The organism is Nostoc sp. DSM 114161, from assembly GCF_052692665.1.
The window spans coordinates 6,804,163-6,823,430 of record NZ_CP195141.1 but is presented as its reverse complement, the minus strand read 5'-3'; the positions used below and the strand labels follow the sequence as shown (position 1 = coordinate 6,823,430).

The window sequence follows — 19,268 nt, the reverse complement described above, 5'->3', positions numbered from 1 at the left end:
TTCAACTTAAAACTCTATGAAATTTCTCTTAATTTCAGAAAATAAATTTTTTAGAACGATCCTATTTCATTTGTGAAAAATATCGACAAGCCTATGTAATCTTTCATAAATTATTTGGATTACTTTTCAGAATTTAAAGAAATTCAAAAAACTGAAATTACCAGCAAAAATTGAATGATATAAATAATGAGGCGCGGTGTGAAAAAATACTGATAACATCTTTTTTTGCCAGAAAAAATCTTCAATTTTAACGCCGTACCAAAATGATAAGGAAATATTATCATCTACTGCGGTTAGATGATGCCACCAAAAAGGAGGTAGGTAGAGCATTTCTCCCGGTTGAAGTACAAATTCTATTTTTTCTTGCCAAGGAAATTTCGGAAATAATTCCAAATCTACAGCATTTGGATTTACCTTACTACCATATAGTGCGCCAGTTGCATCTTCAAGAGGTGGATAGAATGATAAATAATCTATAGGCGGATATAAAATTATTCTTTTTCTTCCTCGAATTTGAGCAAAAAGATTATGTTCGGCGTCAAAATGAAGGCTGCTACTTGAGGAAAAAGTTTTGCTTACTAAACCAAACCACAACCTAACAAACGCCTTACCATTGAAGTATTCTGGATAATTTACATCTCCAACAAGTTGAGGAAAACGCTCTTCAAAAACTGCCTCATTTAAATAACACTCTACATTATGCCCATTATTGATATATTCCTTCAATTGAATTTCTTGATGAGGTTGGTAACTCCGTTCATAAGCAAAGTTCTTATAATCATTCCAAAAATTTTCCTGAAAAAACCTGACTGGAACTAGATTATCTCCACATTTTTCTATCAGATAATCATCTGACCAATTTTTATAAGCGTCCCAATATTTAACAACATCTTCAATTATAAAAGGCTGAAAATTTTTCGCTATTTCTGAAAATTCCTTTTTACTAGGATTTTTGATTCTTAGAATTGATTTACTAGCTTCAACTTTCATAAAAACTCCAACATTTCTCCTGGTTTACAATTGAAGGTTAACGCTGTTTTATTTTTTACACATAGAATAAATGTTAATTTTTAATTTATCGCTCGATACTCCGAACAGTTTATTTAACATCTGACTTTTGAGTCATAATGAGTATTGTATATGTATCTCATCAAGCATTTTGATAAATCAAATCTTTCAAGGCGATCGCTTATCTAATTTCTCATCGATTAATGTCAGCTTTTATATTTCGCCAATATTATTTTTTCATCAGACAATCAATTAAACATCGTCTTCAAAAATCGCATAAATTCCAGGAATTTTCCTGAAGAAATTGCATAGTAAATATAATGAGGCGCAATATTCAAAAAAACTGACAACATATTTTTTTGTCTGAAAAAATCTTCAATTTTCAGATCGTACCAAAATGATAATGATATGTTTTCATCTACCGCTGTTAGATGATGCCACCAAAAAGGAGGTATGTAGAGTATTTCTCCCGGTTTGAGGATAATTTCTATTTTATCTTGTCGAGGAAACTTGGGAAATAATTCTAAATTGGAGAGATCCGGATTTACCTTACTATTAAATCCTACGCCAGAAGTACCATCAAGAGGCGGATAAAATGACAAATAATCTGAAGGCGGATATAGAAGTATTCTTTTTCTGCCTCGAATTTGAGCAAAAATGTTATGTAGCGGATCGAAGTGAAGGTTAGTAGTTGAAGAAAAATTTTTACTTGAAAAACCATACCAGAATGTAACAAATGCTTTCCTATCGAAGTATTCTGGATAGGTTATATCTCGAACAAGTTCTGGAAATCGGTCTTCAAAATATGCTTCAGATAAGTAACATTCTAAATTATTTTCCTGAACTGTTTTTTCTATGTGGTTGTTAATATATTCATGAAATTTTATTTCTTTTTTAGGTTCGTAACCATCTTCATAAGCATAGTTATCAGAATTATGCCAAAACTTTGGTTGATAAAAACGGACGGGAACAAGATTATTTCCACATTGCTCGATTAGATACTGATGACACCACTTCTTAGAAGCGTCCCAATCTTTAGCAACATCTTCAATTACAAAAGGCTGATATTGTTTCCATAACTCTGAAAATTTTTTTACGGTAGGATTTTTGATTCTTAAAATTGATTCCCTCACCTGAACTTTCATAAAAACTCCAACATCCTTACTTGGTTTCACTGGAAGTTTGACGTTGTTTTATACCTATTTTCATCTCCAATGAATGTTGATTTTTCATTCACGAACGATTTGACTTAGTGTCTAATAAGGCATTTCTACCAGTCAAATCTAATGTTTATAATTGAGCAGTTGTTTGACGCGATCGCTTATCTAATTCTTCAGCACAATTCAGGAGTCAGGAGTAAAAAAGGCTGTTTATCTGGCTTGCAGACCAAAATACTAAACCTCACTAACTTGCAATCAGCTGTAATTAACTAAGGCAACCACTTAGACTGTCTCAACGCTAAATAATAGTGATTTACCTGGATAAATATCTAGATTATTGCGAGTAATTTTTATTTATCCTTGATTACACTAACGAGAATGAGTTGCTTTAGCAAGAGTACAATCATAGATATCTTTTTTTGATTTCAAAGATAACATCACTTTTATTTATGAAAAGTTTATCTTAATAGAGAAACCATCACTTTCACCTCATGACAATGAATTACAAGCTGTTTGCCCACAATTAGGGCATGGAAATCTCTCGGTCTAAACTCTCCATGCACCACTGTACAACAAGGCTTAATTTCATCTTATTTCGTAAAATTTGCTAATTAAACAAGTTATTTTGGCTTATTAAAGTATTGTCTATCGAAGTATTTTTAACTACTAGTACTATGCTTGCTTAGCTATCAAGCAAATAAATGTTTAAAAATAATTATTGATTGTTATCGAAATTAAATAAAAAAGATTATGAATTATCTTGTGTCTGGTATCACTTCATAATATGATTCAACTAATTTAAATGACAATCTTTTTCAAAGTTCGTCATTGCGTCTTCAGATGCCCTCAAGTAGTGCGATCGAGTGTAAGCGGATAAATGAAGTTAGATAGATTTTTTCAAAGCCTGTTGCTGACAGGTGCGGTTGTTGTTTTTATAAGCACTCCTGCTAAAGGTAAGCAAGTACCAGAGGATGTTCAAGGCGAATCTCCTACCCAGAGGGTATGGAAATCTAGATTAGATCGGAGGCAGAGGGTTGCAGTTACAGATAAACAATTTGTCATTAGCAAATCTCAAATATCAGCCCCCAGTACCAGGAAACCGCGACTCTTAAAGTTTGAGCTTGGAAGTCCACTACAACGAGCAAAGTCGGATGAAACAACTAAAAATATTTCTCAGCTAAGTGAAATTGAACTTCCTGCTACTAGCGCCCAAATGCTGGTACAGTCACCAACACCAACTAACCCTCCGAATCCACAACAAACAAGTGGGGATGGAGTCGTACCGATCGCGGGAGTGAAAGCAAATCCAACGCAGACTGGTGTGGAGCTAATTTTAGAAACACCTCTTGGAGAGCAACTGCAAGTTACAAATCGCAGTACGGATAATAATTTTATTGCCGATATTCCTAATGCTCAGTTGCGTTTACCTAACGGCGATGCATTTATATTTCGTTCCGAAAAACCACTTGCGGGAATTATTGAAATAACGGCTACGAATCTTGATGCGAATACTGTTCGCGTGACCGTGATAGGTGAGAATGCCTTACCAACGGTTGAGTTATTTGATGATAATGCAGGGCTGGTTTTTGGTATAACTTCTGCTGCTGCAACAGCACAGCAGCCACCACAGCAGCCCGAAACACCACAAGCACAAGAGCCAGCAAACCAGACACCGCAACAGCCCGAAACACCACAAGCACAAGAGCCAGCAAACCAGACACCACCAGAGGAATCAACAGCACAATCAGATGAGCCGATTGAATTGGTGGTGACAGGAGAGGCAGATAGTTATCGGGTAACGGATGCCACGACTGGAACGAAAACCGATACACCTTTGCGTGATATTCCCCAATCGATTCAGGTTGTACCACAACAAGTATTGCGCGACCAGCAGGCTACTCGTTTAGAAGATGCGCTCAGAAATGTTCCTGGTGTAGTTCAAAGTTTTAATACTTCTCGTGCATTGACCAGCTATACAATTCGCGGATTTGAGGTCAATGAAAGAACGGGTAACAGTTTTCTTCGGGATGGACTACCCGATCCTTCAGCAGGACAAGCTGTTGAACTTTCCAATATCGAGCGAGTGGAAGTCCTCAAAGGGCCAGCATCAGTATTATTTGGTTTAGCAGATCCGGGGGGAAGCATTAACTTAATAACTAAACAACCCCTAAGCGAGCCTTTTTATGGTATTGATGCAAGCGTTGGTAGCTATAGTTTCTACCGAGGTGCGTTTGATTTTTCGGGGCCATTAAATGACTCGAAAACAGCCTTGTATCGTCTCAATGCAGCCTACAGAAATTCCGGCAGTTTTATCGATTTCTTAAATAGTGAAAATCTGAGCATCTCGCCTGTTTTCAGTGTGGCTATTGGTGATAGAACCAATCTGAACGTAGAGGGAGAATACGTTGAGACAAGAGATTCTTACGCATCTGGAGTACCCGTCATTGGCAGTGTTTTACCTAACCCAAATGGGGAAGTATCCCGCAACCGCAACTACGGCGAACCTTCAGATGAAATCAAACAAACAATTACCAGGCTTGGATATCGAGTAGAACACAAATTTAGCGACAACTGGTTGTTACGCAATGCTTTTCGAGCAACTTTCCGCAATTACAACGACAAAATTACGCTTCCCACGAGTTTGGATGAAGATAATCGAACTTTCAATCGTTTCTATCGAGAATATGATATTCAGTATGAAGACTACACTTTGACAACAAATGTAGTTGGTAAATTCTTTACAGGTTCAATTCAACATCAGTTACTATTTGGACTCGATTGGAATCGGTTTAGTAGTAGAACGCCAAGATATGTAGATTTTGCTGCTGTACCGATTGATATATTTAACCCGGTGTATGGTCAACCGATAGGTGAGCCTTTTACCACCGATGATAGAGAGAAAGTACTAACGGACTCATTAGGATTTTATCTTCAAGATCAAATTGCATTTACAGATAACTTGAAGTTATTGTTAGGTGTGCGGTTTGATACTTTCAATCAGAAATTTGAAGATTTCACCGCAGGCACAGAAACGAGCCAGTCAGATAGTGCATTTAGTCCTCGATTTGGGATTGTGTATCAACCCATCCCCGCTATTTCGCTGTATGCCAGCTATACGACTTCATTTACACCAGCAAGAGGCACAATCTTTTTCAGTAATTTTGACAATCTTTTCGACCCAGGACGAGCTAGTCAGTATGAAGTTGGGGTTAAAGCAGATTTGAACAATCAGCTTTCAGCAACGCTAGCATTCTATGATTTGACCCGTACTAATGTGTTGGTAGACGATCCCGTTAATCCAGGTTTTCAAATCCAAACAGGGGAACAACAAAGCCAAGGTATTGAACTGAGTATTGCAGGTCAAATTTTGCCGGGATGGAATATTTTTGCAGGCTACGCTTATATTGATGCACGCATTACTGAAGATATTAGTTTTGCAGGAAATCGATTGCCAAATACACCTGACCATTCTTTCAACTTATGGACAACTTACGAAATCCAACAAGGTAAATTGCAAGGTTTAGGGGCGGGGATTGGCTTGTTTTTTGTAGGCGAACGTGCTGGAGATTTAGACAATAGTTACGAGCTACCTAGTTATGTCCGGACTGATGCAACTATTTTCTATAACAGAGATAGATTCCGAGTTGCCCTCAACTTCAAAAATCTATTTGATGTAGACTATTTTGAAAGTGCGCTTACTCCTAGCCGTGTTTTCTACGGACAGCCATTTACTGTGCAAGGAACCATATCATGGCGGTTTTAATAGTCAATTTTAGATAAAGTCTGTTGTAATCCACAGATATGTAGGGTGTGTTAGCGATCGCGTAACGCACCAAACCTTTAAAAATGGTGCGTTACAAACTTCGTAACGCACTCTACAATACTGTTCTGTTACATGAAGCAGGCAATAATGCGAAAATTTTTCTGTTGGCTAATATTAGGTATTTTAGGATTTATTCTGATTGCAGCTTGCAACTATAAAGTTCCTAAAACTGTATCTTACCTTCCCCATTCGTCAACCGCCGAATGCCACATAGTTAAACATACAATGGGAGAAACCTGTGTTCCCAATAAACCCCAGCGTATTGTTACTCTATCTTTGTCTACTTTAGGCAATGTGCTGGCACTTGGCGTTAAACCAATTGGCACTACGAATGAATATTACCGGGAAGAAAACTTTCTAAAATCCTCATATAAAATAGATGACATAAAATTACTTGGATTTGATAAACCAAATTTAGAAGCAATATTATTACTCAAACCAGATTTGATTATCGGTGTAGATTGGTTCAAGTCAATTTATCCTCAATTGTCTGAAATTGCTCCGACAGTTTTGGGCGAACTTGAGTATTCACGCTGGCAAAAACATCTGAGTTTTGTGGCTGAAGCATTAGGAAAGCAAGAAGCTGAAAAAGCACTTTGGGATCGCTACGATCGGCGAATAGACAGGCTAAAATCAGCATTAAAAAGTCGCTATCATAACAAAAAAATATCTTTGATGTATGTTAATGGTAATCAACTATTAATTGATGTCAACAACTCATTTGTTGGTTCGATTATGAAGGATGCTAATTTGCAGCGGCCAACCTCACAAAATATCGAGTCACCTTATGGAGCAGTCGGTATTTCCCTAGAGGAATTAAAAAAAGCTGATGGCGATATTTTATTTGTGGCAACCTTTGACAACGGTGGAAATCAATTTCTGCAAAAAAAACAACAAAGTCCTCTTTGGAAACAGCTAAAAGCTGTTCGAGAAAATCATGTTTATCATGTCAATATTACATCATGGTCTGCGACGCATATTATTGCCACTGATGCAGTAATTGATGATTTATTCAAATACCTTGTCAACACTCCTTAACTTTATGCCTAAACACACTATATTTGTATGTAAATCTTGTCACCGTTCATCTGAAGAAAAACCAAATAATCCGCCTTTTGATGGCGATATCTTACTTGATAAATTGAAAAGTTTATGCATAAGCAAGTTGCCCAATGATGAACTTAAAATTCAGTCAGTTGGCTGTTTGTGGGCTTGCGATCGCGGCTGTGTCGTAGCTGTATCAAGCGAGGATAAACCCACCTATCTGTTTGTCGATTTGACGCCAGAAGAAAGTGCAGCAAGCTTAGTAGAATTTATGCAAATGTATATCAAAAGCCGTAAAGGTGCTGTAGTTTGGGAACAGCTTCCGCAAGTTTTACAATCTGCTATTTTCGCGCAAATTCCATCTGTAAAGTCATAGCTAGAATTTCATTTATTTTGCTATTAACCAAGCTTGTAAATCAGCCAAGCTGGTAAAATCTAACAATGCCTCACTTAAATTTTCTAAAACAGGTAAAGATAAACCAGAAATTGAGAAGCGCATTTCTTGGGGGAGTTCTCCAAACCGCTTAGTCAAGAGTCGGATAATCAAGTTAGCAGCCTCTTCTTCTCGTCCTTCTTGTCTTCCTTCTTCCTTAATTTCGCGGTAAACCCTCGTTTCCTTGAGCGTGATTCCTAGCATAGACTCTACCTCTGTTCGGCTTAATTGTTCAAACTTGTACACCATTATCGTCGTGACTAACTCTATTATGACGCCAGTTGATGGTTGAGGTTGTTCTTGGCGCGATCGCTCCAGTAAATATCTAGCTTCTTGTGGTGCTTGTTCTTCTTCTACTGTAGTCAACACCATCAATGCTACCCATAGAGGTAATTGGCGAATATCACCCAATTCATCCAAATACACCCGATGCACTTGTCCACCATTGAGCAATGAACGATGGGGATTAGTATCACTTTGTTCAACACTCCGAGATGGATAAATTATCACTGCTTCCCAATCGCTGAATCTATCACGATTGCGATAGAAATATAACGAAGACTCTGCAAATACTCTTTCGTAAAGTTCTTCATCTTTCTGAAACTGTACTTCACAGAAATATACAACTCCTACACCTTCGTTTTCTGGTGGTAAAAATACCCCATCAATTTCAAATTTGGGTTCTTTGACAGCTACCGAATCAAATCTATAAGTATCCGCATTTGTCGGTGGATTTGTCAAGAGTTCAAATAGCAAAGTAGGGTATTGCTGAAAAAGTTTATAAAAAATGGAGTCTCGCCGCATAAATATTATTCTTTATTAAAACTCTATCCTTTTGTGGGTCGAGTTTTAACCAATTCTGAATTCTGAATTCTGTATTCTTCTTCAACTAAATCATTTCACACCCGATTGCACTTGCCATAAACCAGTGTAAATTCCATTTTTATTCAGCAATTCTTCATGGGTTCCCGACTCAATCAACTTTCCATATTCCATTACATAAATGCAATCGGCATTGCGGATAGTGGAAAGACGATGAGCGATCGCAATTGTAGTTCGATTCTCAGTAATTCGTTCTAAAGAACGCTGAATAGCAGCTTCAGTTTCATTATCCACCGCTGATGTGGCTTCATCTAAAATTAGAATTGGTGGATTTTTCAAAACAGCCCTAGCGATCGCAATTCTTTGGCGTTGTCCGCCAGATAATTTTTGTCCTCGCTCCCCGACTATTGTTTCATAACCTTGGGGTAGCCGCATAATAAAATCATGGGCTTCGGCAATTTTTCCAGCAGCAATTATTTCTTCATCTCTAGCATCAAAAGTACCATAGGCGATATTTTCAGCAACGGTACCATGAAATAAAAATACATCCTGACTTACCAAGCCAATACTGCGACGCAAATCATCTAAATTTAATTCTTGGATATCAATACCATCAATAGTGATTCTTCCAGCAGCAATTTCATACAATCGCAGTAATAATTTTACTAAAGTACTTTTACCAGAACCTGTAGAACCAACAATGGCGATGGTTTTACCTGCGGGTATATGTAAAGATAAGTTTTTAATTATTGGCTCTCTATCCGCATAGGCAAAAGTGACTTCTTTGAAATCAATTTCACCACGTGCTTGTTCAACAGGTAAAGATTTTTTTCCGGGAATGATATTAATGGGAGTATCTAATAAATCCATGATGCGATTCGTAGAAGCCATTGACCTTTGATATTTGTCAAATATTTCTCCTAATGTTACCAATGGCCACAACAATCTTTGTACTAAAACCAGTAAAACACTGTAATTACCAATAGATATCTTTCCACTATATGTTGCCAGTCCTCCCCAAAATAATAGGGCTGTAAACCCTACTAAAATTAGCATTCTAATTAAAGGAGTAAATGCGGCAGAAAGTTTAATTGCTTTGGTGTTACTTTTCCTATATGCTTCGCTTTCTCCAGCAAATCTCGCACTTTCATAAGCTTCAGCAGTGAAACTTTTAATTGTGGTAATTCCACTCAGATTATTTTCCAATCTTGAATTCAGAAAACCTACTCTTTCTCGCACTTCGGCGTAACGCTCTTCTAACAGCTTTTGATAAGTAAAGGAACCCCAAAGAATAAAAGGCATGGGCAACAATGTTCCCAAGGTAATCGAAGCTGGTAAAATCCAGAAAGCACCACAAGTTAGAATCAGAACTGAAGTGATAATTTGGATAATTTCACTAGCTACAAAATCCAAGAAATCTTCCAATCTGTTGATATCATCATTCAAAATTGACATCAAACCGCCAATAGTACTTTCTTCAAAGTAAGCTGAATCTAATTTTTGTACGTGGTTATAAGTATCTACCCGTAAATCATGCTGGATATTTTGGGCTAAATTACGCCAAAGTCTAGTATATGCGTACTCAGAAGCTGATTCTAATATCCAGATAGCGATCGTGGCAACCGAAAGCAAGAAAAACTGCCAGATTATATCTTTGACACCTAATTTGGCAATGAAAGAATTTTGCTGTTCTACGAGAATATCCACCGCAACACCAATTAACCACGGCGGTGCTAAATCTAAAATTGTATTAATGATACTAAATAATGTTGCCTGCCAAATTTGCATGCGGTATTGGCTGCCATAATTGAGCAAACGTTTTAGAGGATAACTTGGCTTTTTAGACTTTTGAGATACTCTTTTCACGACTGGTTTGTTTTTTGTAATTAAATATTTTATCCGATTCGCTGATGATTTATTTTTCCTTTGCGTCCTATTGGTACACACATAGGAGTTTCCACAACCGGATCGAGAATAATACGGCACTCCAATCCAAAAACCTCCAGAACCATTTCTTTTGTCATCACTAACTTTGGTTCGCCAGCAGCAAAAATTCGACCATTTTTCACAGCAACTAAATAATCAGCGTAACGACATGCCTGATTTAGATCGTGCAACACCATTACAATTGTTCGTCCTTGAGTTTGGTTCAAATCGTACAATAAATCTAAAATTTCTATCTGGTGCGCCAAATCCAAAAAAGTAGTCGGTTCATCTAAAAGTAAAATATCTGTATCTTGGGCCAGCGCCATAGCAATCCAAGCTCTTTGTCGTTGTCCGCCAGACAAAGTATCTAATGCTCTATCTGCCAACTTCAATAAATCTGTAATTTCTAGCGCCTGTTGTACAATTTTTTCATCTTTTGCCGACCATTGTTGTAACCAATTTTGATAAGGATAACGTCCTTGTGCTACTAAATCTCGTACTGTTAACCCTTCAGGTGCTACTGGCCCTTGGGGCAAAATACCCAACTGTTGTGCTACTTCTTTGGTAGAAAGATTCAAAATAGAAGTTCCATCAAGATATACTATACCGTCACGGGGTTTGAGTAATCTTGCCAAGCCTCTTAACAAAGTTGATTTACCACAACCATTAGCACCAACTAAAGCACTAATTTGTCCGCCGGGAATTGCCAAATTTAAGTCACGGATAATCGTAGCACCATCATAAGCTAAAGACAGACTTTTAGTTGACAACCCTTTCATAATAAAACCATTTTGGATTTTAGATTTTAGATTTTAGATTTATAAAAACCTGGGTTTTAGTTAATAAAATATCCTTTTATTTCTTCCGATTACAAATTAATAAATACAGAAAATAAGGAGCGCCAATGGCAGCGGTTACTACTCCACAAGGAAGTTCGATAGGTGCAAACAACGTTCTACCTAAGAAGTCTGCCATGACAACAATTACTCCCCCTAAAAGTGCGGAAGTAGGAATCAAGGCTTCATGGGTGCTACCTACTAACTGTCGTCCTAAATGGGGCGCAATTAAACCCACAAAACCAATATTGCCGGCGGTGGCGACTCCTGCACCGGCTAAGGCTACCCCCACCAGCACGAGTAAACCACGTTGCCATTCCACTCGACTACCTAAACTTTTAGCAACATCATCTCCCAAGTTGAGAGCGTTTAAATGTCTTGCCGATGTCAAAGCCATTGGGATAAAAATAACCAACCAAGGTAATAAAGAAAATACTTGCTCCCAAGTGCGTCCATAAACACTTCCAGCTAACCATACCAAAGCATTGTTAACGTTATAAATTTCGCCAAAGGTAATCATTAAGCTGGTTATGGCACTGGCGATCGCAGATAACCCAATACCCATCAAAATTAATAGAATCGGCGAACTCCCGTTATTCCAAGCCAGGGAATAAATTAAAATAGCCATCAGCAAAGCACCAGTAAAAGCCGATAGTGGCAAGGTGTAAATTGGTGCTGCTGGAAATAAGACAATTACGCTAACTGCCGCTAGACTCGCCCCAGCATTAATGCCAATAATACTGGGATCTGCCAACGGATTGCGTGTCAATCCTTGAAAGATAGTGCCAGAAATTGCCAGCGCCGCCCCCACCATCAAAGCTACAAGGGTGCGGGGTAGACGCAAATCGTAAATCACGAATGTATGGTCTGGGTTTCCCGTATCTAAACTCAATAAAGTTTTCACGATATCTCCAGGTGCAATTGGATATTCACCCCGCCCTAAATTCATCACCATTGCCAGTGCGATCGCTACTGCCAAACATAGCACTATGATTGGTACGCGCCGATCTATACGAAAGGATATCGCCTGGGAACGAATGACTAGCCAATCAACTTTCATTTTTTCACCTTTGACTTAGCTAGGTAAACAAAAAAGGGCGCCCCAACAAGTGCTGTCATCACACCTACAGGTAACTCCTGTGGTTTGAGCAACACACGAGCGCCAATATCTGCAATCAAAAGTAAAATAGCCCCCAAAACTGCACAATGAGGTAATATCCAACGGTAATCGGCTTTAATATAAAATCTGACTATATGGGGAACGACTAAACCAATAAAACCGATTGGCCCTGCCAAGGCAACGGAACTTCCAGCCAGTAAAACTACGCTGATAGCAGTCATAATCTTGACCCAGACTGTTTGTTGACCTAACCCTTTAGCTACGTCTTCACCCAAACTCATGGTAGTAATTTGTCTGCCAAGGGCAAAAGCTATGATTAATCCAATGAGGACGAAGGGCAATGCTTGGAAAAACATATCCACATCGCGGCCAGATAGCGAACCAGCTAACCAAAATCTAATTTCTTCTAGGGTGCGTTGGCTGACAATTAGAGTACCTGTGGTGACAGAAGAGATCAGAGCAGTTAAAGCTGCACCTGCTACCGTCAAATTTAACGGAGTGGCTCCTCCCCGTCCTAAAGAACCGAGGAAGTAAACTAATATTGCTGTGGCTGCTGCTCCTAGAAATGCCACAATCGCGTACACATCTTGGGATGCACTACCAAATACAAAAGTCGCCACAACCACCGCTACTGCTGCACCCGACTCAATACCCAAAATCCCTGGATCTGCTAAAGGGTTGCGTGTTAAACCTTGCATTAACGCTCCGGAGACTGCCAAGGAAGATCCTACAAGAATAGCAACGAGCGATCGCGGTAATCTCACAGTCTGAATAATTAAGCGATCGTAGTCACCATCAAAGACTGTAAAAGATGACAAAACCCGATCTAGAGGTATTTCTGCTACACCCAGCGCCACACTGCACACCAAGCAAATTAGCAACATCAAAAGTCCCAAAACCAGACCAAAAAAGCCCGACATTTGCCGCTTTTTCAATCCTTTCAGTGACACTATAGTGGCTTTGATCATTATCCTGCTGTCAGTTGAAAATATTACGCTTTGCTGGTTATGTGTTTTTTACAGCTATTTTCGGCTAATTAAAACCTCTGTAGGAGCTTTACAACTGTAAAGTCCCTACAGCGAACTGCACTAGATGAAAAAGTCTCTAAATTCCGCCTCTCAATATTTAGCAGCTTTCTAATCATTAAATTGATAATCTTTCTTGATAAATATATAGATTACATTATCATGCAAAGATTACACCATTTTTCAAACTAAAAAATATGCTCAGAAAGTTTTGATATATTTTCTCAACAAACTGGTATTGTTTAGATGAACCTAAATCTAACTGGAAAAACGTAGTGGGGGCAAAGGGGCAGAGGAAGCGCGGGAGACAAATGCCCAATGGCCAATCCCTGAAATAGACTTTATACCTAACACATGGTGGTGTTAATGAGGTTTGATATTTTACCAAAAAGTTACAGAAGAAAATCAATACGAGTTTTACCCTTAATACTCAGCCTGATACTGGTTTTATTTATTGGTAGCCAAACTATAGCTACACCAACCAAATCGACAGAGATATTATGGGATACCTATGGTATACCGCATATCTACGGTAAAAATGACCAAAGTGCCTTTTATGCCTTTGGTTGGGCGCAAATGCAAAGTCATGGAGATTTGCTTTTGCGTCTTTATGGTCAAGCACGGGGGCGTGCGGCCGAATACTGGGGTGAAGAATATCTAGACTCAGATCGTTGGGTGCTGAGTATGGGAGTACCAGAACGCTCTCGTGCTTGGTATCAAGCACAGAACCCAAGTTTTCGCAAGTATCTAGATGCTTTTGCCGCTGGGATCAATGCTTATGCTTCTCAAAATCGAAACTCGATTGACGATCGCGTTGAGGTAGTCCTACCAGTCAACGGCGAAGATGTCATGGCTCACTTACATCGGGTACTCAATTTCACCTTTGTGGTCGATCCCGGCCCGGTATTCGATTTGAGCAAAAAAAAGTTGCAAGCAGGATCTAATGGTTGGGCGATCGCACCTTCCCATTCTGCAAGTGGGAAAGCAATGTTGCTAGCCAACCCCCATCTACCTTGGTCGGATTTATTTTTGTGGTACGAAGCCCAAATAACCACACCGGGAATTGATGCTTATGGAGCGACACTTGTGGGTATTCCCGTATTGGCGATCGCTTTCAACAACAATTTAGGTTGGACTCACACCGTTAACACATACGATGGTTGGGATTTGTATGAACTTAAACTGGCAAATAATGGCTACCTCTTTGATGGCACAGTTCGCAAATTCCTTTCCAAAACCCTGCCTTTGAAGGTGAAGCAGAAAGATGGCTCTTTGCAACAACAACCATTAGTAGTCAAGAGTTCCATCCACGGGCCTGTGGTAGTTGAGAAAGATGGTAAAGCCATAGCACTGAGAGTTGCCGGTCTTGACCGACCAGGTGTACTCCAACAGTGGTGGGATATGGCACGAGCAAAGAACCTCAACCAATTTGAAACCGCACTCAAACGCCTGCAACTATCGATGTTTACAGTCATGTATGCCGATAGAGAAGGACATATTATGCACCTATTCAACGGTCAAGTGCCGATACGTCAACAAGGAGATTTTGCATATTGGCAAGGTATCATTCCTGGCGATACATCTAAAACTTTATGGACAAAAATCCATCCATATCAAGATTTACCGCGCATAGTCGATCCTAAAAGCGGTTGGTTGCAAAATACTAACGATCCACCTTGGACAACTACCTTCCCAACTGCGATTAAAGCAGACGATTACCCGGCTTATATGGCACCTCGTTTCATGGATTTCCGTTCGCAACGTTCTGTAAAGATGTTGGCTGAAGATGACAAAATCTCTTTTGATGAAATGATTGCATACAAGCACTCGACCCGGATGGAAATGGCCGATCGCCTTTTGGATGATTTAATTCCTGCTGCCCGCAAGTACGGTAAAGATTTGGGGCAAAAAGCAGCTAATGTTCTAGAAACCTGGGATCGACAAGCCAATGCAGATAGTCGAGGGGCGGTACTATTTGCCTTTTGGGTTCAAAAGCTGGACTTAGATAAGACATTTAGTAAACCTTGGAGTGAAAATTCCCCACGTACCACACCCGATGGTTTAGCTAATCCAGAAAGTGCAGTTACAACACTCGAAGCGGTAGCAGCGGAAATAGAAAAGACGTATGGAACTATAGATTTGCCTTGGGGAGATGTTTTTCGGCTGCGTTATGGCAATATCGATTTACCTGGCAATGGTGGTGCAGATCCCCTTGGGATCTTCCGAAGCCTCTATTTTTCACCGGAGTCAGATGGGAAGTTTAAATCCGAACTTGGCGATTCCTATATTGCTGCTGTTGAATTTTCTAACCCTGTACGAGCAATGGCACTCACCAGCTACGGCAATGCAACTCAACCGGGATCGCCGCATATTGGCGACCAGTTAAACATGTTCGCCAAGAAAAAATTGCGTCCTGTGTGGCGCGATCGCTCTGATATCCTAGCCCATCTAGAAGGACGAAAAGTATTCTAAGTCATGTCGGGGTATGGGGCATTGGGCATTGGTTATGAATTATTCTCCCCATCTCCCCATCTCCCCATCTCCCCATCTCCCCACTCCCCATTTTCAAATCATGAAAGATCGACTGACTCAAAACCCTATTCTTTCGGTACAAGACTTAGGGCGAATAGTTGAACAACGCTGGATTTGGAGTCACCTTAGCTTTCAAGTATTTCCAGGGGAGCGAGTAGCGGTGATAGGTGCTTCTGGCTCTGGTAAAAGCTTACTTCTACGAGCATTAGCTGGTCTCGATCCCGTACAAGCAGGACAAATTATTTTTCAGGGACAGGCGATAAATTCTCACTTTATGCCCAGCTATCGTTCCCAAATTATTTATTTGCAACAACGCCCAGCCCTTTGGGAAGGAACTGTGGAGGAAAATCTCCAGCAAGTTTATCGATTAGCTGTTCACCGCCATCTAATTTACAACCGCGAGTTGATTTTAGATTATCTACATCTTTTGCATAAAACACCTGACTTTTTGCAGCGTCCGGTTAGCGCTCTTTCTGGTGGAGAAGCGCAGATAGTCGCTTTTTTGAGAGCTTTGCAACTTTCACCTTCGATACTGCTACTAGATGAACCGACTGCCTCGCTAGATGCTGGAACTGCCCAAAGTTTAGAGGCTTTAGTTACAGCTTGGCAACACGAACACTCACAACGTTCATATCTGTGGACAAGCCATGACCCTAACCAATTGGAACGCATTACCAACCGTCAAATTACCTTAAAAGAGAATTCAGAAGTCAGAAGTCAGAAGTCAGAATTCAGAATTTAAGGTGAATTCCATTAATGAATTTACCCCGGCCGTTGGTTTCGACTCCGCTCAACCAACTTCATAGTCGAGAGTTGAGCGGAGTCGAAACTCGTCAGCATTGGTATTTTCTTCGCTAGAAATCACCTAATGAAGTAGGAAATTGACGCGCCACTGATAGTGTAGCGTTAGCGAGTCATACAGAATACCCAACTGAATATTACTGCTTTGTTAAAGGGAAGAAAGTGATGGAAACCAAGTATATCCAGATTAGTTATGGACAATTGTCTTTAGCAACTTTGTTTATTCTGATCAATGTGGGGCTTTCTTTTGGTCTGCGGTTGGGGCTTGAACAAAGTCTAGTAATAGCTTCCTTAAGGATGGCAGTGCAGCTGTTAATGGTGGGATACATATTGCAGTGGGTGTTCACTCTCAGCAACCCTGTGTTAATTATACTTTTAGCTTTGGGCATGACCGTTATCGCTGGTATATCCAGCGTTAATCGCACGCGTAGACGATTTACTAGTATTTATTGGAATAATTTTATTTCGCTTTTGAGTGGTTCGTTTTTAGTCACGGGGATAGTAGTTAGCGGTATTTTGCGCGTACAACCCTGGTACGAACCTCAATATCTCATTCCCTTTTTGGGTATGGTGTTAGGTAATGCGCTCACGGGTACATCCTTGAGTTTAGATCGGTTTATGGAAGACTTGACCAATCGTCGCGGCGAAATAGAGGCGCTACTGAGTCTAGGTGCAACCCGTTGGGAAGCCGCGCATCAAACTATCAAAGAAGCCTTGAGAACAGGAATGATTCCGACTATTAATTCAATGATGGTGATGGGACTGGTGAGTTTACCAGGAATGATGACTGGTCAAATTCTTGCAGGGGCAAATCCTACTGATGCCATACGCTACCAGATTGTGATTATTTTTGCACAGGCATCAGGGACAGCGATCGCCATCATCGGCGTTATTATCCTAGCTTTCTTTGCTCTGTTTAATCGCAATCATCAGTTGACAGCTCCGTTAATTCAGAAATCACCAAAGAAGGCAAAAGTAAAAGGGTGAAAGAGAATTCAGGAGTCAGAAGTCAGAATGGTCGTTGCTTGAAGCTTATATAATTACCTCTTTGTCTATCTTGTAAAATAACTTAGCAGATCAGCAAGGAAAAGGTTCAGTATCATGCCTCAAGCTAGTATCGGAATTATCGGTGGTAGCGGTCTGTATAAAATGGATGCGCTCAAAGATATTGAAGAAGTGCAAGTTCAGACTCCCTTTGGTTCGCCATCTGATGCTTTGATTCTAGGAACTTTGGATGGGACGCGGGTAGCTTTTTTGGCGCGGCATGGTCGCAATCACACGCTTTTACCTTCTGAGTTACCGTTTCGCGCTAATATCTATGCGATGAAGCAATTGGGTGTGGAGTATTTAATTTCTGCTAGTGCTGTGGGTTCGTTGAAAGCAGAGGCGAAACCATTAGATATGGTGGTGCCAGATCAGTTTATTGACAGAACAAAAAATCGCATTTCAACGTTTTTCGGTGAAGGAATTGTGGCTCACATTGCCTTTGGCGATCCGATTTGTAAGAATTTGGCTGCTGTGTTAGCAGATGCGATCGCTTCTCTCAATTTACCAGAAGTCACTCTCCATCGCGGTGGTACTTATGTATGCATGGAAGGGCCAGCTTTTTCCACAAAGGCAGAATCAAATCTTTACCGCAGTTGGGGTGCAACAATCATTGGGATGACGAATTTACCAGAGGCGAAGTTAGCTAGGGAAGCGGAAATTGCTTATGCAACTTTGGCGTTGGTGACAGATTACGATTGTTGGCATCCAGACCATGACAGCGTGACAGTGGAAATGGTAATTGGCAATTTGCTGCGGAATGCGGTGAACGCTCAAAAGGTGATTCAAGAAACTGTGCGGCGATTAAGTGAAAATCCACCACCAAGTGAAGCACATTCGGCTTTGAAATATGCGATTTTGACTCAATTAGATAAAGCACCAGCAGCAACGAAAGAAAAGTTAGGGTTATTGTTGCAGAAGTATTTGTAAGTAGAAGAACTAAATTAAACCTAACTTGAGGTTGCCGGGTTTCGACTTCGCGGAAGTTGAATCTCGACTTCTCTACGAGACGCTACGCGAACGCTCGATTACCGCGTAGTCGAAACTCAACCCTCATTTTCTCAAGGTTCGAGCATTGAGCGCAGCGATGCCCTGAGCTTGCCGTTGGCGACGCCTCTCGTAGAGAAGGGTCGAAATGCGTCTTCTAAATAATTGTGTCCGCTTACTTAGTAAGGGACTGGGGATTAGGGATTGGGTACCAAATCGAAAAAATTATAGAAAATTAGGTAATTAAACCACGTCTACTTTGAAACCCCTAGTTTTTTCAAAATCCCTTCCCTGTTCCCTCTTGAAAAACTCTAGTTTTCGATTTGGAAGAAGTTTAAGTTATGGCAGTCGAGGCATAGTTTAGAACATAAACTGATGATAAAACCTTGACACCAAAGGACTTTCAATTCTGTTGCCTATTGCCTGCTATAATTCGTCGATTGGCTGCTCTAACATTTCCGGTACTAAAGCTGGGTTACCTTTGCGTTCTTCGGGCGATTGCTCGCGAATCACATCGTCCATTTTGGGAGGGTGTTTGATTTTGTCAAGTACCTCCGGACTTAATTGTGAGCGATCGCCTTCTGGATTCGTCTTTTCAGCTTGACTAGGAACTGTTTCCTTATTCATGGTTATTTCCCCGAACTCATACGCCAAGCTTAAATTTTTTAGTTGCAAGGCATACACTACCTTGGGACTTAAATTGCTAT

15 protein-coding genes are annotated in these 19,268 nt (G+C 40.1%); 7 read left to right on the top strand and 8 right to left on the bottom strand.

What is annotated here, in order from left to right; all coding sequences use genetic code 11:
- Positions 1 to 126 precede the first annotated feature (126 nt).
- Both NSTC745_RS28655 and NSTC745_RS28650 read right to left on the bottom strand, forming a co-directional pair.
- Complete coding sequence (locus NSTC745_RS28655) at positions 127 to 990, bottom strand: cupin-like domain-containing protein (protein ID WP_445634024.1); 864 nt, start codon at positions 988 to 990, stop codon at positions 127 to 129.
- Positions 991 to 1,256: 266 nt separating this feature from the next.
- A complete protein-coding gene (locus NSTC745_RS28650; protein ID WP_445634023.1) occupies positions 1,257 to 2,183 on the bottom strand; it encodes a cupin-like domain-containing protein in 927 nt (308 codons plus the stop codon).
- A gap of 862 nt (positions 2,184 to 3,045) precedes the next feature.
- Between NSTC745_RS28650 and NSTC745_RS28645 the strand changes: the two genes are divergently transcribed.
- The 3 genes from NSTC745_RS28645 to NSTC745_RS28635 all read left to right on the top strand — a co-directional run bounded on the left by NSTC745_RS28645 (position 3,046) and on the right by NSTC745_RS28635 (position 7,411).
- Complete coding sequence (locus tag NSTC745_RS28645) at positions 3,046 to 5,931, top strand: TonB-dependent siderophore receptor (RefSeq protein WP_445634022.1); 2,886 nt, start codon at positions 3,046 to 3,048, stop codon at positions 5,929 to 5,931.
- A gap of 147 nt (positions 5,932 to 6,078) precedes the next feature.
- Positions 6,079 to 7,029, top strand: coding sequence for an ABC transporter substrate-binding protein (locus NSTC745_RS28640; protein WP_445634021.1), 951 nt, complete (start codon positions 6,079 to 6,081; stop codon positions 7,027 to 7,029).
- Between the two features lie 4 nt (positions 7,030 to 7,033).
- Positions 7,034 to 7,411: a DUF1636 family protein gene (locus NSTC745_RS28635; RefSeq protein ID WP_445634020.1), complete on the top strand. Its 378-nt coding sequence runs from the start codon at positions 7,034 to 7,036 to the stop codon at positions 7,409 to 7,411.
- 12 nt (positions 7,412 to 7,423) lie between these two features.
- Here NSTC745_RS28635 and NSTC745_RS28630 read toward each other — a convergent pair whose 3' ends face one another.
- From NSTC745_RS28630 to NSTC745_RS28610, 5 genes are all read right to left on the bottom strand, one after another.
- Positions 7,424 to 8,272, bottom strand: coding sequence for an Rpn family recombination-promoting nuclease/putative transposase (locus NSTC745_RS28630; RefSeq protein ID WP_445634019.1), 849 nt, complete (start codon positions 8,270 to 8,272; stop codon positions 7,424 to 7,426).
- A gap of 90 nt (positions 8,273 to 8,362) precedes the next feature.
- Positions 8,363 to 10,078: an ABC transporter ATP-binding protein gene (locus tag NSTC745_RS28625; protein ID WP_445634018.1), complete on the bottom strand. Its 1,716-nt coding sequence runs from the start codon at positions 10,076 to 10,078 to the stop codon at positions 8,363 to 8,365.
- A 107-nt stretch (positions 10,079 to 10,185) separates the two neighbouring features.
- Positions 10,186 to 10,995, bottom strand: a complete 810-nt coding sequence (locus NSTC745_RS28620) for an ABC transporter ATP-binding protein (protein WP_445634017.1) — start codon at positions 10,993 to 10,995, stop codon at positions 10,186 to 10,188.
- Positions 10,996 to 11,071: 76 nt separating this feature from the next.
- Positions 11,072 to 12,112 carry a FecCD family ABC transporter permease gene (locus NSTC745_RS28615; protein WP_445634016.1) on the bottom strand — a complete coding sequence of 347 codons (1,041 nt, stop codon included), beginning with the start codon at positions 12,110 to 12,112 and terminating at the stop codon, positions 11,072 to 11,074.
- Positions 12,109 to 13,140, bottom strand: a complete 1,032-nt coding sequence (locus NSTC745_RS28610; RefSeq protein ID WP_445634015.1) for a FecCD family ABC transporter permease — start codon at positions 13,138 to 13,140, stop codon at positions 12,109 to 12,111. Before NSTC745_RS28610 ends, NSTC745_RS28615 begins: the two co-directional genes overlap by 4 nt.
- A gap of 423 nt (positions 13,141 to 13,563) precedes the next feature.
- On the opposite strand from NSTC745_RS28610, the gene NSTC745_RS28605 reads away from it, so the two are divergent.
- From NSTC745_RS28605 to NSTC745_RS28590, 4 genes are all read left to right on the top strand, one after another.
- Complete coding sequence (locus NSTC745_RS28605; RefSeq protein WP_445634014.1) at positions 13,564 to 15,669, top strand: acylase; 2,106 nt, start codon at positions 13,564 to 13,566, stop codon at positions 15,667 to 15,669.
- 34 nt (positions 15,670 to 15,703) lie between these two features.
- Complete coding sequence (locus tag NSTC745_RS28600; protein ID WP_445634013.1) at positions 15,704 to 16,471, top strand: ABC transporter ATP-binding protein; 768 nt, start codon at positions 15,704 to 15,706, stop codon at positions 16,469 to 16,471.
- A gap of 224 nt (positions 16,472 to 16,695) precedes the next feature.
- Entirely contained in the window at positions 16,696 to 17,517 is an 822-nt protein-coding gene (locus NSTC745_RS28595) for an ABC transporter permease (RefSeq protein ID WP_445634012.1), read from the top strand.
- Positions 17,518 to 17,631: 114 nt separating this feature from the next.
- Positions 17,632 to 18,504, top strand: a complete 873-nt coding sequence (locus NSTC745_RS28590) for an S-methyl-5'-thioadenosine phosphorylase (RefSeq protein WP_445634011.1) — start codon at positions 17,632 to 17,634, stop codon at positions 18,502 to 18,504.
- A 483-nt stretch (positions 18,505 to 18,987) separates the two neighbouring features.
- Here the strand turns inward: NSTC745_RS28590 and NSTC745_RS28585 are convergent, their stop codons facing one another.
- On the bottom strand, positions 18,988 to 19,188 hold the full coding sequence (locus NSTC745_RS28585) for a hypothetical protein (protein ID WP_445634010.1): 201 nt from the start codon (positions 19,186 to 19,188) through the stop codon (positions 18,988 to 18,990).
- Between the last annotated feature and the right edge of the window lie 80 nt (positions 19,189 to 19,268).

Coding starts and splice junctions, on each gene's coding strand:
- NSTC745_RS28615 (WP_445634016.1), bottom strand. CDS start 12,112: ATGAAAGTTGATTGGCTAGTCATTCGTTCCCAGGCGATATCCTTTCGT.
- NSTC745_RS28625 (WP_445634018.1), bottom strand. CDS start 10,078: ATGCAAATTTGGCAGGCAACATTATTTAGTATCATTAATACAATTTTA.
- NSTC745_RS28595 (WP_445634012.1), top strand. CDS start 16,696: ATGGAAACCAAGTATATCCAGATTAGTTATGGACAATTGTCTTTAGCA.
- NSTC745_RS28610 (WP_445634015.1), bottom strand. CDS start 13,140: ATGATCAAAGCCACTATAGTGTCACTGAAAGGATTGAAAAAGCGGCAA.
- NSTC745_RS28585 (WP_445634010.1), bottom strand. CDS start 19,188: ATGAATAAGGAAACAGTTCCTAGTCAAGCTGAAAAGACGAATCCAGAA.
- NSTC745_RS28605 (WP_445634014.1), top strand. CDS start 13,564: ATGAGGTTTGATATTTTACCAAAAAGTTACAGAAGAAAATCAATACGA.
- NSTC745_RS28645 (WP_445634022.1), top strand. CDS start 3,046: ATGAAGTTAGATAGATTTTTTCAAAGCCTGTTGCTGACAGGTGCGGTT.
- NSTC745_RS28635 (WP_445634020.1), top strand. CDS start 7,034: ATGCCTAAACACACTATATTTGTATGTAAATCTTGTCACCGTTCATCT.
- NSTC745_RS28655 (WP_445634024.1), bottom strand. CDS start 990: ATGAAAGTTGAAGCTAGTAAATCAATTCTAAGAATCAAAAATCCTAGT.
- NSTC745_RS28630 (WP_445634019.1), bottom strand. CDS start 8,272: ATGCGGCGAGACTCCATTTTTTATAAACTTTTTCAGCAATACCCTACT.
- NSTC745_RS28640 (WP_445634021.1), top strand. CDS start 6,079: ATGCGAAAATTTTTCTGTTGGCTAATATTAGGTATTTTAGGATTTATT.
- NSTC745_RS28600 (WP_445634013.1), top strand. CDS start 15,704: ATGAATTATTCTCCCCATCTCCCCATCTCCCCATCTCCCCATCTCCCC.
- NSTC745_RS28620 (WP_445634017.1), bottom strand. CDS start 10,995: ATGAAAGGGTTGTCAACTAAAAGTCTGTCTTTAGCTTATGATGGTGCT.
- NSTC745_RS28590 (WP_445634011.1), top strand. CDS start 17,632: ATGCCTCAAGCTAGTATCGGAATTATCGGTGGTAGCGGTCTGTATAAA.